Genomic DNA, 14,720 nt, shown 5'->3' on the forward strand with positions numbered 1-14,720 from the left:
CCGCGATCCGAACCTGACCCTCGCCGACATGCATGTCCGGTACGGCTTGACTCTGCATATGTCAGCTCTAAGCTGCATCTGGCTTCGCATAGGTCAGCGTGACCTTGCATCGAGGGGTGGGGTTAGCCGAACGTGGTGCATGCGTTAGACGTCCTGCCGGGCGCTTCTGCTGGGCCGCCGGCGACCGGCTTCGAGGTCGCGTACGTTGCCCCGGACGGGTCGGAGTTACGCCGCCCGCTGAAGGAAGCATGGGCCGTACCGTTCGAGTACGCCCTCCCCGTACGCGCCTTCGCGTCGTACCGCCGGCAGCGCAATTTTCCAGGCCGGTGGTGGTCGGCGACGACGGGCGGGCACGTTGGGTACGAGTCCTGGCTGGAGCGCGACCACGTCATGCTGCTGGACTTCGACCCGGCGGTGGTGGGCATCTCCTCGCAACCGTTCTGGCTGTTCTGGTCGGCGGCGAACGGCCGGGCCGTCTCGCACGCCCCGGACTACTTCGCCCGTCGCGACGACGGGAGGGCCGTGGTCATCGACTGCCGTCCGGCCGAGCGCCGCGGCCCCCGGGACCGCGCGAAGTTCGAGGCGACGGGGGCGGCTTGCGCCGAGGTGGGGTGGGAGTTCCGGCTACTGGGTGCCCCGGATCCGGTTGTGGTCCGGAACGTCCGGTGGCTGGCGGGCTACCGGCACCCCCGGCATCGGGTGGAGCCAGCCGCCTCGCGGCTGCGGGAGGTGTTCGCCGAGCCGCTGCCGCTGATGGTCGGTGCCGCGGCGGCGGGTGAGCCGCTGGCGGTGCTGCCGGTGCTGTTCCATCTGCTGTGGTCGCACGAGCTGACGGCGGAGATCTCGGTGCCGCTGCACTCCGGTTCGCTGGTCTCGCCGGGAATGAGCCAGTGACCGCGGGCGGGGGCTCGGTGCTGCGGCCGGGCGACTGGATCACCTTCGACGGCGGCGAGCACCAGGTGGTGGCGCTGGCCGGGACGGCGGTGCGCCTGCGTTCGGCCGGCGGGGCGGAATCGGTAGTGCTGGCCTCGTATCTGATGGCGGCGCCGGACTTCGCTGTTACCGGCGCCGAGCCGTTGCCGGAGATGGAGCCGTTAGGGCTGCTGGAGACGCTGCCGGAGTCGGCGCGGGCGGCGGCGGTTGAGTGGCAGCGGCATGTGGTGGAGGTGGAGACCGGGCTGCCGCCCGGCGCCGAGCCGGGCACTGTCGTGCGAAGCGAGTACGACCCCGTCTCCCGGACCGTGGTGGAGCGGGCTCAGGCGAAGGCCGACGAACTGGGTGTGAGCCTGCGCACGGTGATGGACAAGCGGTCCCGTTACGCCCGGCAAGGGTTATGGGGGCTGGTCGACCAGCGGCTGGTGCGGATGAGGGAGGTGACCGGGCGGGCGGATGCGCGGTTGGTGGCGGCGGTCCGCCAGGTGCTGGACGACCAGACGGAGTTCTCGACCGGCACGCGGTCGCGGGTGATCCGGCGGGTGGTGAAGCTGGTGGAGGCCACCCACGGGGAAGGGGTGGTGCCCCTGCCGAGCCGGAACACCTTCTACCGCCTCATCGACGCGCTCTCGACGGGGCGCCACACCTTCGGTTCGGCGGTCACGCGGCGTCAGACGGCCAACCGGCCGACGGGGCCGTTCACGCCGACGTTCGCGGACCGGCCCGGAGAACAGGTACAGATCGACTCCACCCCGCTGGACGTGATGGTGGTCCTGGACTCGGGGGTGACCGCGCGGGCGGATTTGACGATTGCTGTCGATGTCGCCTCCCGCTCGATCTGCGCTGCGGTGCTGCGGCCGGTGAGCACCAAAGCGGTGGACGCCTCGCTGCTGTTGGCTCGCATGTTGGTTCCGGAGCCGATGCGGCCGGGCTGGTCTGCCTCACTGCGGATGGCAGCCTCGCGGATGCCGCACGGTCAGTTGCTCAGCGTCGACGCGCGGATGGAACAGGCCGCCGCGAAGCCGGTGATCGTGCCGGACACCGTCGTCATCGACGGCGGGAAGGTGTTCATCTCCGACACCTTCATCCGGGCCTGCGAACGGCTCGGCGTCTCCGTCCAAAGATCAAGACCACGCACGCCTACCGACAAGGCCATCGTGGAGGCGACATTCTCGGCGATCAACTCGCTGTTCTGCCAACACCTTGCGGGCTACACCGGGCCGAACGTCTCCCGTCGCGGCGAGAGGGTCGAGGACCAGGCTGTCTGGACGATCCCCGAACTCCAGGGCCTTCTTGACGAGTGGCTTCTGGCCGGGTGGCAGGCCAGGCCACACGACGCTCTGCGTGACCCGTTCAGGCCGGGGAAGGCGATGTCGCCGAACGACAAGTACGCCTCCCTGGTCGCGGCAGCCGGCTACCTCCCGCTGGTGCTGCGCGGAGAGGACTACCTGGAGCTGCTGCCGGTGGCCTGGCGGGCCATCAACGACTACGGCATCCGCATCGCTCATCGCACCTACGACGCGGCCGAGTTGGGGCCGTGGCGGCGGCAGCACTCCGGGCACGCTGCCAAACGCGGACTCTGGGAGGTGCACTACGACCCCTACGACCTCTCCCGCGTCTTCGTCCGCACCACCGGCGGCTGGATCACCGCCCCCTGGGTCCACCTGCCGCTGGTGAACGCTCCTTTCGCGGACTTTACCTGGGACCACGCCCGGCGCCTGGCCGCCGCGGCCGGTCTGGACGATGCCAACGAGGTCGCCGTCGCCCGCGTCCTGGACGCGCTGCTGACCCGGGCCGAGCACGGACCGGACATCCGTTCCGCTCGCGTTATCGGCCGCACCCGCACCGCCGCCGCTCTCCCGGCGCCCGTTGCAACACCCGAGATCGAGAACACGCCCGACCCTGAGCCGGACTCCGCGGAGGCGTCGCCGTCCGCGGAGGTGGTGCCCTTCGGGGTCTTCGACGCCCACGCTGAAGCCGAAAGGTGGCTATGAGCAGGCCCGCGACAAGCACGCCGCAGGGGGACACCGGCGAGCAGGCACCGCCGGATTCCCCGCTGACCACCAAAGAGGGCTGGCGCCGCCACGTCGAGCACGAGAGCCGCCCGCCCAAGCTCCTGACCGCCAGCGAGCGGGCCGCCTTACCCGCGCGGGAGCGGGTAAGGGAGGACGACCGGCGGCGGGAGTATCACGCGGACCTGCCACTGGTGAACACTCCGACGATCCGGAAGGTGATCTCCACCGCCCGGCTACTGGTCCAGCTGAACCGCCGCCAGGTCTCCGCCCGACGCGGCGTGATCCTCTCCGGCGCCTCCGGCACCGGCAAGACGACCGCGCTCACGAACCTGGGCCGTGCGCACGAGCTGGCCACACGCAAGCGCCACCCGCACGACCGCGCCCGGCTGCCGGTCGTCTATGTCACCGTCCCGCCGGCGGCCACGCCGAAGATGCTCGCGACGGAGTTCGCCCGCTTCTTCGGGCTGGCCTTCCCGGCCCGGGCCACCCACACCGACATCGTCGACGCCGTCTGCGCCACCGCTGCCCACGTCCACGTCGGCCTGGTGCTCGTGGACGAGCTGCACAACCTCAATCTCGGCAGCCGCTCCGGGGCAGAAGCCTCCGACCAGCTGAAGTACTTCGCCGAGCGCCTGCCGGCCACGTTCGCCTACGCGGGGATCGACATCGAGAGCCAGGGCCTGTTCGCCGGAACCCGGGGCCGACAGATCGCCGGACGCTTCGTCGTCATCCCGGCCGCCCCGTTCTCCTACGCCACCACCGGCGACAAGGAGAGCTGGCGCGGTCTGGTCGGCACCCTGGAATCCACGCTCCGGCTCCACGAGCACGCCCCGGGCACGCTCACCGCGATGAGCGACTACCTCTTCCACCGCACTGGCGGCATGATCGGCAGCCTCTCCCAGCTCATCCGCGGCGCCGCCGTCCTGGCCATCGAGGAAGGCAGCGAAGCCATCACCGAAGAGCTGCTGGAGATCGTCCCGATCGACTTCGCCGCCGAGCAGTCCGAACAGCTCACCGCCCCGGCCAAGGCGACCAGGCGGCGGAGGCCCGCGGCCTGATGCTCCCCCGCACACTGCCCGACCCCGTCCCGCCCGCGCGGCACGAGATCCCCCCGTCCTACATCAGCCGCCTGGCCACCCTTCACGGCCTGGACGTCGACGGCCTGTGGTCACAGGTCACCCAACCCGCCTACCCCGGAGCCGGCCGCCGCGTCATCGTCCCCGAACGGCTCGCCGCGCTGACCGGCCGCAGCGTCCGCGCTCTGGCCGGGGCGATGCCGGAGCTGCGCGACCCGGCGCCGGACTGGGAGATGTTTCGCCACCAGCCGCAGGCCGGATGCCACCTCTGCGACGCCCGCCACCCCGGAGGCCGGGTGGTCCGGCTCCTGCCGCACCACGCCTACGTCTGTCTGCGGCACGGCACCTGGATCGGGCCGCCCGACATCGACCACCCGGCCGTCGACCTGGCCCGGCTCCCGGACATCGTCGACGCACAGCGGCGCCACCTGCTCCTCCTGCGGCGCTACGGTTGGGCCGCCGCCTACGACGCGGTGCTGACCGGCCTCATGCTCTGCGCGCACATCTGGTCCGTGGACGGACGCCCGGAACCATTCGGCACCTGGGACACCTGGGACGACCGCCTCGACATTCTGATCCCCTTCGACCGGGAGAAGCAGGACTACATCGCCTACAGCACCTCGCGGCTGTTCGCCGCGGTCTATCCCGAAGCCGTCGCCCTCGCACCGTTGTCGCCTCGCCCTACTGGCGTCGGCTGGCCGGCGGCACCGAAGCCGAGCAGGCCCGGTTCTTCGCGGAGGTCGCAGGCCGCGTCACCTACCCCTACAACCCACCCGACCGCAGCGGCGACGCCATCGCGCACTGGGCCCTCGCAGACTCCTGGCGGCCACCGAGCCAGCCTCTGGCCACCTACACACCCGGCCGTGTCCGCGGCACCCTCCCCGGCCTCGCAGCGAACCGGCTCGCCCGCCACGAAAAGAGCGCGCTGTGGTTCAGCCGCCTCCGCCGGAACCAGGGCCGCACACTCCTCTTCCACGGCCACCTCAAGCCGGTCCTCCTCCGCGACTGCGAACCCCAGTACGTGAAGTGGGAGGGCACCATCTGGCACAGCACACGCACCGACGACCAGATGAAGGAAACGGCCGCGAAAATGCGCGCCGCGCTCGAAGGAACAGACCCTCGCCTGCCACACCAGCGCACGGAAACCGCAAGATCAACTTTCACACAACGCCCCGGCCGCCCGCAGCCCGAACGTTCGTCACCGAGGTAGTCACCGGGCACACCCGCAAAGTTGTGGAGGGGTTCGAGGTCGCGTACCTCGACGCGGGCGGGTCGGAGCTTCGGCGTCCGTGCCACGAGGGGCGCTCAGCCCTCTCCACCCCTCCTTGATACGATCCATCGACGCGCGAAACCCGCGATCACAGCTGCGGCAAGGGAGGTTGATGAATATGGCCCGCCAGGCGCTTCATCAGCATGCCCTTGTCCGGGCCGCGCGGTGGTAGCCAGCGGCCCGGTCGTCTGAAACGACCAGGAGTGTCGCGTGTCTTCTTTCTCATTGACCGGTACGGATCTGACCACTGACCGCCTCGTGCTGCGTCCATGGTCCACCGACGAACTCGCCGCTGTCCTCAGCGACGCCCGGCTGACGCACTGGGCCGAGGACTTCCCCGCTGAAGGCGACCGCGTCATCGCGGGATTCCTCACCGAACACCCCGACGGCCTGACCGAATACGGCCATCGCAAGATCATCGAGCGGGCCAGCGGTCTGGTGGTCGGTTCCATCGGTCTGTTCTGGCCGCCGAGTAGCGGCACCATCGAGGTCGGCTACGGCGTTGTCGCCTCCCGCCGGGGCCGCGGCTATGCCTCCGAAGCCACCCGCGCCATCGTCGAGTTCGCCTTGACCGCACCCGACGTGCACACCGTGTGCGCAGACGTGGAGCTGTCGAACCCGGCCTCCGTCCGCGTGCTGGAGAAGTCCGGCCTGCATCGCTGGAGCGAGGACACCACCACCGCCCGGTTCTCCACCGCAGCACCGGCCCCGTCCTAGCGGTAATCCCCGCCCGGCGGCGGCAGCGGAACACACCACCGCTGCCGCCCCCGGCCGTTCTGACCTCTTTGAACCAAAGAAATCCCAAAAGTGGATCTGCCACGGAGTTTCACCATCCGCGAGAGCAGCCATCGCCTGCTCAACCCGTTCACCAGCGAGAAGCTGGCCGGCCTGGGGCGGGCCATCAGCCCTGAGCCGGGGACTCGCGTGCTCGACCTGGCCTGTGGCAAGGGCGAGCTGCTGTGTACCTGGGCACGTGACCACGGGGTGACCGGCACCGGCGTGGACATCAGCACTGTCTTCGTCGGCGACGCCCGCGCGCGGGCCGTCGAGCTGGGCGTCGCCGACCGCGTCGACTTCGTCCAGGGGGACGCGTCGGGTTACGTCGCCGACGAACCGGTCGGCATTGCCGCCTGCATCGGCGCCACCTGGATTGGCTCCGGCGTGCCGGGCACCGTCGGACTTCTTCGGCGCAGCCTGGCCCCCGGCGGCATGATGCTGACCGGCGAACCGTACTGGCGTCGCGAGCCTCAGGACCAGGCCACCGTCGAGGGTTGCCACATGGCCCGTAAGGACGACCTGCTCCCACTGCCGGAACTGCTCGAACAGTTCAGCGCCCTGGGCTGTGACGCCGTCGAAATGGTCCTTGCCGACCAGGACAGCTGGGACCGGTACGTCGCCGCGCAGTGGCTCAACATGGCCCCGGTGTCCTAGCTCGGACACCAGCCGCAAAGTAGGTCGCGGGTAGCCGAACGCGCCCCGTTTCCCGGCCCTGGGCGCCGTCGTTGGTCTGATCGAGTGATCGAGGCCAAAGGGGCGGGCGTGCGGCAAGAGTGGTCGCCAGAGGATCTGTTGGCGAACTGGACGCTGGTAGACGGCGACTGGGACCTGGTGGCGAACAAGAGCGGGACGACCCGGCTCGGCTTCAGCCTGTTGCTGAAGTTCTTCGAGCTGGAAGGCCGGTTCCCCGATGTGCTGGAAGAGATCCCGTCGGTCGCGGTGGAGTACGTCGCCGATCTGGTGAAGGTCCCGGCCACCGACTTCGCGAAGTACACGTTGGTCGGCCGGACTGCCGAGTACCACCGCAAGCAGATCCGTGAGGCGCTCGGGTTCCGGCCGTCGACGGTCGCGGACGAGAAGGCGCTGGCCGGGTGGCTGGCTGCGGAGGTGTGCCCGGTCGAGCTGGTGGAGGCCCGGCAGCGCGACGCTCTGCTGGTCGAGTACCGGGCGCGGAAGATCGAGCCGTCGGGCCGGACCCGCGTCGAAAAGATCCTGGTCGGTGCCCGGGGCCGGTGGGAGTCAGCATTCTGCGCCCTCGTCATCGAGCGCCTAGGCGAGGCGGGTACAGGCCGACTGCTGTCTCTTGTGGCCGAGGACAACGAGACCGGCATCGCCCTGCTGGCCGCGCTCAAGCGCGACCCGGGCGCGGTCGGCCTGGACTCCCTGCTCACCGAGATCACCAAGCTCAACGACGTCCGCAGACTGGGCTTGCCCGAGGGACTGTTCGCGGACTGCTCGGAGAAGCTGGTGGCCGCGTGGCGGGCCCGGGCGATCAAGATGTACCCCTCGGACTTCCGCGACACGAGCGCAGACGTGCGGATCACCCTGCTCGCGGCACTGTGCTGGTCGAGGCAAGCAGAGATCACCGACGCCCTGGCCGAACTGTTGGTCGCCCTGGTCCACAAGATCAACGCCCGTGCCGAGCGGCGGGTGGAGAAGCAGCTGACGGCCGAGCTGAAGAAGGTCCGCGGCAAGGAGGGCATCCTCTTCAAGCTGGCGACGGCGGCCGTCGACAAGCCCGACGAGGTCGTACGCCGGGCCCTGTTCCCGGTGGTGGGTGAGAAGACGCTGCGTGAGCTGGTGGCCGAGGCGAAGGCGAACGAGAAGGTGTTCAAGGCCAAGGTCCGCACCACCCTGCGCTCCTCCTACAGCTCGTACTACCGGCAGATGCTGCCGCCGCTGCTGAACACGCTGGGCTTCCGGTGTGACAACACCGCCTACCGGCCGGTGATGGACGCGATGAAGCTGCTGAAGAAGTACGCCGATGTCGACGGCAAGACCCGCTTCTACGACGCCACGGACGTCGTGCCGATGGACGGCGTGGTGCGCAAGGACTGGCTCGAGGCTGTCGTCGATGACAAGGGCCGCGTCGAGCGCATCCCGTACGAGTTGTGTGTGCTGGTAGCGCTGCGGGACGCAGTGCGCCGCCGCGAGATCTACGTAGAGGGCGCGGCCCGCTGGTGCAATCCGGAGGACGACCTGCCCGGCGACTTCGAGGCCACCCGCACCGTGCACTACGCCGCGATCCGCCAGCCGCTGAACCCTCGGGCGTTCATCGCGGACCTGAAGAAGCGCATGACCGCGGCCCTGGATGGGCTCACGGTGGCGCTTGCGGACGGCTCGGCGGGCGGGGTGAAGGTCACCACCCGCAAGGGCGAGCCGTGGATCACCGTGCCGAAGCTGGAACCGCTGGCCGAGCCCACCGGCCTGGCGGCCCTCAAGGACGAGGTCGTACGCCGCTGGGGCGTCCTGGACCTCTTGGACGTGCTGAAGAACTCCGACTTCCTCACCGGTTTCACCGAGGAGTTCTCCTCGGTAGCTGCGTACGAGCGCATCGACCGTGACGTCCTCCAGCGGCGCCTCCTGTTGGCCCTCTTCGCGCTGGGCACGAACATGGGCATCCGCGCGATCGTGGCCACCGGCGAGCACGGCGAGAGCGAGGCCGCCCTGCGGCACGTGCGCCGGCACTTCATCACCGTTGACAACCTCCGCGCCGCGGTCACCCGGCTGGTGAACGGCACGTTCGCCGCCCGCGATGCCGCATGGTGGGGTCGCGGCACCGCGTGCGCGTCGGACTCGAAGAAGTTCGGGTCCTGGTCCTCGAACTTCATGACCGAGTACCACGCCCGCTACGGCGGCAACGGCGTGATGATCTACTGGCACGTCGAGCGGAAGAACGTCTGCATCTACTCCCAGCTCAAGTCCTGTTCGTCGTCCGAGGTCGCGGCGATGATCGAGGGCCTGCTGCGGCACTGCACGGACGCCGAGATCGAGTCCCAGTACGTCGACACGCACGGCGCGAGCGTGGTCGGGTTCGCCTTCACCGAACTGCTCAACTTCCGCCTGCTGCCGCGGCTGAAGAACATCGGCAGAATCCGCCTGTACCGCCCGGACGACACCCCGGCCGGCTGGCCGGCGCTAGGCGCCTCGCTGACGCGGCCGATCCGCTGGGAACTGATCGAGCAGCAGTACGACCAGATAGTGAAGTACGCGACCGCACTCCGGCTCGGCACCGCCGAGGCCGAACAGGTGCTGAGGCGCTTCACCCGCGGCGGCCCCAAGCACCCCACCTACGCCGCGCTCGAAGAACTCGGCCGCGCGGTCCGCACGGTCTTCGCATGCGACTACCTGGCCAGCCCCGGCCTGCGCCGGGAGATTCACGGCGGCCTTCAGGTCGTGGAGAACTGGAACTCGGCGAACACGGTGCTGCACTACGGCAAGGACGGTGCCCTGACCGGCCCCGACAAGGAGCACGCCGAGACGTCGATGCTCGCCCTGCACCTACTCCAGTCGGCGCTCGTGCACGTCAACACCCTGCTGCTCCAGCAAGTTCTGGACGAGCCGAAGTGGGCGAAGAAGCTCAGCGACGAGGACCGGCGCGGACTGACTGCTCTGTTCTGGTCGAACGTCAACCCGTACGGGACCTTCCGCCTGGACATGGACAAGCGGCTCGACCTGGTGTCGGCCAACACCGTGCCCCGGCCCCGCACCCCGGCGGACACCGCCGCCCGAGCGATCACGGCGACACGATGACCGAGACCCACGACTTCCAGCGGTCGCCGGCCAACCCGCTCACCTCCTCCCGAGTACATCAAGGACATCGAGGGCCCGGACGGCCGGCCGTGCCAAGCTGCGCCAAAGCACCCTGGCCTGAACCGAGTCCGCCGCCTCCGCCCCGATGCTGCCGGCCCGCTCCCGCCACGCCTGCGTCCGCTCCCTGGGCCGGTACGCCCGCCCCGGCGTCGACGCCGGGGCGCGACATGTCGCCGCACGCGACCCCGCCGCCCGAGCCGAACCATGCGCCGACGCACCTCCGTTCCCGGCATTGTCCGAAGCCGGGAACGGAGGTGCTAGCATCCCTGGTGCAGAGACAACCAGGTCACTGCGGGACCAGAATCGGGAGGTGAGTTGATGTCTGTCGCCAAGGCCACTGCCGTGTGCAGTGCCCGCCGGACCATCCTCACGTCCCGGGCCCCGGTCTGACCTGACGGCGATGCCCCCGCAAGAGCCCTGACAGCTCGCGGAAGGCAATCCACTGTGCCGATCGGGGTCCCTTTTCAAGGGTCCCTACGTTGTCTCAATCCTCTTGGCATCATGCTCAGTCGTATTCCCTGGCGGACTACGGTTGGGACGAGGCGTGTGAGCACGCCTTCGCACCCCATCGCACCGCCGGACTGATCCCCGCCCGCATCGTGCGGGCCGAACGCGGCTCGTGCGAGGCGGTCACCGACGCCGGAATCGTCCGTGCGGAGATTCCCGGTACCGCCGATCACGGTGATCCGTTGTCGGCGCCGTGCACGGGAGACTGGGCGGCACTGCGCCCCGTCACCACCGGCCGCGCGCCCGTGCTGCACGCGACGCTGGAGCGTCGCACCGCCCTGGTGCGCTCGTCTTCTTCGCGTACCTCGCACGGCCAGGTCCTGGCCGCCAACGTCGACACCGTCGTGGTGACGGTGTCGCTCGCGGCACCGCTCTCGCACGGTCGAACCGAACGCATGCTCGCCCTGGCATGGGAGAGCGGCGCCCAACCGGTCGTGGTGCTCACCAAGGCCGACGCATGCGCGGACCTGCCCTCCGCCGAGGAGCAGCTGTCCGGGGTGGCCGCCGGTGTGGACGTACTGGTCACCAGCGCCGTGACCGGACAAGGTCTGGACACCCTGACCGCCGTCCTGAACGGCACCATCGTGTTGCTCGGCCCTTCCGGAGCGGGCAAGTCCACCCTGGGCAACCGGCTGCTGGGCGAGGACCGGCTGGCCACCGGCGCGGTCCGCGAGGTGGACGGCAAGGGCCGACACACCACTTCCTGGCGGGAACTGCTCCCGCTACCCGGCGGCGGGGTCCTGCTGGACACCCCCGGCCTGCGCGCGATCGGTCTCCACGACGCCCAGAGCGGACTGGAACAGACCTTCGCCGAGATCGAGCACCTCGCACAGGCCTGCCGGTTCACGGACTGCGCACACGAGAACGAACCCGGCTGCGCGGTGCTGGCCGCCGTCGAGACAGGCGAGATTCCCCAACGCCGTCTGGACAGCTACCACCGACTACTGCGCGAGAACGCCTACTCCGCCTCCCGCACCGACTCGCGACTGCGCGCCGACCGCGAGGCCACCAAAAAGGACATCACACGCCACCTGCGCGCCACCTACCAGTTCCGGGAGCACCGGCAGTGAACAACAACGACACCCCCGGCGGCGACCCGGTGACGCAGGCGTTCTTCACCCTGCACCACGACCTGCCCCGGCAGGGCCCGGGCTCGGACGCCACCACACGGCACGCGCTGGAGACGGCCGGACCGCTGCCCAAGCACCCGCGGGTCCTGGACGCGGGCTGCGGCCCCGGCCGCTCCACACTGCTGCTGGCCGAAGAAGCCGGCGCGCACGTGACCGCGGTCGACCTGCACCAGCCGTACCTGGACAGCCTTGCCGCCGAAGCGGCCCGCCGGGGCCTGGGCGACCGGATCAAGGTCGTCAACTGCTCGATGGACCAACTGCCCGTCCCCGATCACAGCTTCGACGTGATCTGGGCCGAGGGGTCCGTTTACACCATCGGCTTCGACGTCGCCCTGCGCGCCTGGCGTCGCCTGCTCGCCCCGGGCGGCGTCCTGGTCGTCACCGAAATGGAATGGACCGTGCCCAGCCCCGCCGCCCCGGTGCGCGCCTACTGGGACGCGGTCTACCCGCTGCGCACCCACGCCGCGAACACCGACGCCGCACAGGCCGCCGGCTACCGTCTCCACGCGCACCGGTCGCTGCCGGAAAGCGACTGGTGGGACGAGTACTACACGCCGCTCACCCAGCGCATGGACCGAGCGGACCCGCAACACCCCGGCATGCCGCAGGCCTTGGCCGCACACCGGACAGAGATCGACATGCGGCGCGAACACGGCAGCGACTACAACTACGCCGTCTACATCCTCCGCCCCCACGACCACACCCCCGACACCACCGAGGACGGAACCATGACCACCTGGACCGCCTGTTCCGAGACCACCGAGGACGTCCCCGCCATCCGCGACATCCTCCTCTCGGCCTTCCCCACCGCGCTGGAGGCCGACATCGTCGACGCCCTGCGCGCCGACCCGAAGGCGTGGATCGACGGACTGTCCATGGTCACCGCGACCCCCGACGGCACCGCAACCGGGTACGCGCTGCTCACTCGCTGCCACGTCGACGGCGCACCCGCTCTCGCCCTGGCGCCCTGTGCGGTGCTGCCCTCGGCCCAGCGCACCGGCGCCGGCTCCGCCGCCATCCGCGCCGCACTCGACGCCGCCCGGGCCATGGGCGAAAACCTCGTTCTCGTCCTGGGACACGCCGACTACTACCCGCGGTTCGGCTTCACACCGGCCTCCCGCTTCGGTATCCGCGCACCCTTCGAGGTCCCGGACGAGGCCATGATGGCCATGGCCCTCGACGACACCCGCACGGTCCCCGCCGGCACCATCCAGTACCCCGCCGCGTTCGGCGTCTGACCCCTCCTGTGGTGCCCCGGGGGCCAAACGCCCGGGGCACCACAGCCCCTTCCATCGAGGAGCGGACCGGCCCGACGATCGGAGCCATCCCGCCATACGGGACGCGACGGACGCGGGCCCGGTCGCCGCGCGGCCGGGAGCTCGCCGGCGTAGGTCAGGCGCCGTAGCCAGGACACCGGCTCGTACTTCCCCTGGCCCTGCTCGGGCGACCCGGAGAGAGCCGCCGGAGGTTCGCCGTGTCAGTCCGTTGCCGGTGCCGCGTTCTCTTGTGGTGCACGGGGACGGGGCAACACGGCCACCGGCTCGTCGGCCAAGTCCAGGTGGGTGTTCATGTCAAGTTCGAATCTGCCGTACGGGTTCACGTGCGCACTCCTTCAACGGCTGGTCCAGATAACGCTGGAGCAGGTCGATCGCGTCCATCACCGGCCGGTACGCGGTGTTGTTGCACTTCAGGTCCAGCGACTTCAGCAACGGCGCAAGCATGCGCCGCCAGTGTGCCGAGTACGCCGACCGCAACACCGTGCGCACCCGCGCCTTGTACCGGGCCTCGTTCGCCGCCGCCTCGGCGGCCAACGCCTTCAGCGTCCGTTCCCCGCCGACCACGGGGCTCCCGGGCCTCTTCGGAGTATCTGCGGGGTGGTCCCTACGACAGGGTGTTGACGCAACTGCCCATCGGGCTCCGTGTTCATCTATCGGTCGTTTACCGAACACCCGGCGCCGCCGAGCGCCCGAACTTCCACCCCAGTCGTTCATTTTCCCGTTCATCAACTGCTAGCGTTCAGATCGCTACCCGAAGACGTTTGATGAACAGAGAGGGTGCCCCGTGGCGCTCATCGGCCTGGTGCGCGTCAGCACTGACAAGCAGAAGACCCGGCGCCAGCACGACGCCCTCGGCCCGATCTGCCTCAAGGTCTTCGAGGAGAGGATCAGCGGCAAGCTCGCCGTCGACGACCGGCCCGGCCTGACCGCCGCCCTCGACTACCTCCGCGACGGCGACATGCTCACCGTCCAGGAAGTTGACCGCCTCGGCCGCAACCTTCTGGAAGGGCTGATCGTCCTCAACGACCTCTTCCAACGCGGCATCGCGGTCAAGGTGCTGGACGGCATCGCAACCGGCGAGCACACCGAACGCTCACTCATCCTCGACCTGGCCCTCGCCCTTGCCGAGGACCGGCGCCGCGACATCGTGAAGAAGACGAAGAACGGCCTGGAATCCGCCCGCGCACGCGGTCGCGTCGGCGGCCGGCGCCCCGTCGTGGACGACGACAAGCGGCGCGTGATCCTCGCCCGCCGCGCCGAAGGCCAGTCAATCCGCGAGATTGCCGTCGCCGTCAAGGTGTCCGTCGGCGTTGTGCACAAGACCCTCAACCCAGCAGCGGCGTCCGTCGACAGCTGACTCCAGGGCGGATCGCTACTTTGCGGCTGGTGTCTGAGCTAGTGCCGCATCAGGCAAGGTTTGCCCTGTTGTGATGTGTCGCCTGGTTGCTGCGCCGGGCCGTACCGGACAGCCAGAATGATCACGTGGCTGAACGTGTGCGGGTCCGGGAGATCGATGACGACGAGGGGAGACGCCTGCTGCGGATCATCCGCAGAGGCGCCGGTTCGGTGGTGACCTGGCGGCGGGCCCAGATGGTGCTGCTGTCCGCGCAGGGTATGTCCGTGGCGAAGATCGCCGAGGTGACGTTCACCAGCGCGGACCGGGTCCGGGATGTGATCCACAACTTCAACGCCGACGGCTTCGAGGCGCTCTACCCGAAGTACAAGGGCGGCCGACCGAGAACCTTCACCCTCCCCGAACGCCGGGAGATCAAGAAGACCGCCAAGTCGAAGCCGGCCGAGCACGGCCTGCCGTTCTCGGCCTGGAGCCTGGCCAAGCTGGCCGACTTCCTGGTCGTCGAGGGGGTGGTCGACGACATCAGCCACGAGGGCCTTCGGGCCCTGCTCCGCGAGGAGGGCGTTTC

At 69.6% G+C, this 14,720-nt stretch carries 11 protein-coding genes and 1 pseudogene; 11 read left to right on the top strand and 1 reads right to left on the bottom strand.

The genetic code is table 11. The features are described 5' to 3' along the window. Nucleotides 1-132: 132 nt before the first annotated feature. The 9 genes and pseudogenes from ACFYXM_RS33840 (at nucleotide 133) to ACFYXM_RS33880 (ending at nucleotide 12,759) form a co-directional block, all read left to right on the top strand. The gene (locus ACFYXM_RS33840; protein WP_389295278.1) at nucleotides 133-894 is read left to right on the top strand and encodes a TnsA-like heteromeric transposase endonuclease subunit; all 762 of its coding nucleotides are present in this window, start codon (nucleotides 133-135) and stop codon (nucleotides 892-894) included. Beyond that, nucleotides 891-2,927 carry a Mu transposase C-terminal domain-containing protein gene (locus ACFYXM_RS33845; RefSeq protein WP_389295280.1) on the top strand — a complete coding sequence of 679 codons (2,037 nt, stop codon included), beginning with the start codon at nucleotides 891-893 and terminating at the stop codon, nucleotides 2,925-2,927. The genes ACFYXM_RS33840 and ACFYXM_RS33845 overlap by 4 nt, the downstream gene beginning before the upstream one ends. Then, nucleotides 2,924-4,006, top strand: a complete 1,083-nt coding sequence (locus ACFYXM_RS33850) for a TniB family NTP-binding protein (protein WP_389295282.1) — start codon at nucleotides 2,924-2,926, stop codon at nucleotides 4,004-4,006. The genes ACFYXM_RS33845 and ACFYXM_RS33850 overlap by 4 nt, the downstream gene beginning before the upstream one ends. Further along, nucleotides 4,006-5,049, top strand: a complete 1,044-nt coding sequence (locus tag ACFYXM_RS33855; RefSeq protein WP_389295283.1) for a hypothetical protein — start codon at nucleotides 4,006-4,008, stop codon at nucleotides 5,047-5,049. The genes ACFYXM_RS33850 and ACFYXM_RS33855 overlap by 1 nt, the downstream gene beginning before the upstream one ends. Before the next feature lie 455 nt (nucleotides 5,050-5,504). Then, nucleotides 5,505-6,011, top strand: coding sequence for a GNAT family N-acetyltransferase (locus ACFYXM_RS33860; protein WP_389295285.1), 507 nt, complete (start codon nucleotides 5,505-5,507; stop codon nucleotides 6,009-6,011). A gap of 90 nt (nucleotides 6,012-6,101) precedes the next feature. Beyond that, nucleotides 6,102-6,710 (top strand): annotated as a pseudogene (locus ACFYXM_RS33865) (SAM-dependent methyltransferase); the annotation flags it as partial. A gap of 123 nt (nucleotides 6,711-6,833) precedes the next feature. After that, the gene (locus tag ACFYXM_RS33870; RefSeq protein WP_389295286.1) at nucleotides 6,834-9,824 is read left to right on the top strand and encodes a Tn3 family transposase; all 2,991 of its coding nucleotides are present in this window, start codon (nucleotides 6,834-6,836) and stop codon (nucleotides 9,822-9,824) included. A gap of 539 nt (nucleotides 9,825-10,363) precedes the next feature. Further along, complete coding sequence (gene rsgA / locus ACFYXM_RS33875) at nucleotides 10,364-11,461, top strand: ribosome small subunit-dependent GTPase A (protein WP_389295287.1); 1,098 nt, start codon at nucleotides 10,364-10,366, stop codon at nucleotides 11,459-11,461. Further along, complete coding sequence (locus tag ACFYXM_RS33880) at nucleotides 11,458-12,759, top strand: GNAT family N-acetyltransferase (RefSeq protein ID WP_389295289.1); 1,302 nt, start codon at nucleotides 11,458-11,460, stop codon at nucleotides 12,757-12,759. The genes rsgA and ACFYXM_RS33880 overlap by 4 nt, the downstream gene beginning before the upstream one ends. A 333-nt stretch (nucleotides 12,760-13,092) precedes the next feature. On the opposite strand, the gene ACFYXM_RS33885 is transcribed toward ACFYXM_RS33880, so the two are convergent. Next, the gene (locus ACFYXM_RS33885; RefSeq protein ID WP_389295290.1) at nucleotides 13,093-13,362 is read right to left on the bottom strand and encodes a hypothetical protein; all 270 of its coding nucleotides are present in this window, start codon (nucleotides 13,360-13,362) and stop codon (nucleotides 13,093-13,095) included. A gap of 220 nt (nucleotides 13,363-13,582) precedes the next feature. Here ACFYXM_RS33885 and ACFYXM_RS33890 point away from each other — a divergent pair, with 220 nt between their 5' ends. Together ACFYXM_RS33890 and ACFYXM_RS33895 are read left to right on the top strand one after the other, a co-directional pair. Continuing rightward, a complete protein-coding gene (locus ACFYXM_RS33890) occupies nucleotides 13,583-14,155 on the top strand; it encodes a recombinase family protein (protein WP_331743584.1) in 573 nt (190 codons plus the stop codon). Between the two features lie 125 nt (nucleotides 14,156-14,280). Next, the coding region (locus ACFYXM_RS33895; RefSeq protein ID WP_389295292.1) for a helix-turn-helix domain-containing protein at nucleotides 14,281-14,720 on the top strand (440 nt) is incomplete at its 3' end.

This window comes from Streptomyces sp. NPDC002476 (assembly GCF_042889785.1).
In the GTDB taxonomy this organism is placed as follows: domain Bacteria; phylum Actinomycetota; class Actinomycetes; order Streptomycetales; family Streptomycetaceae; genus Streptomyces.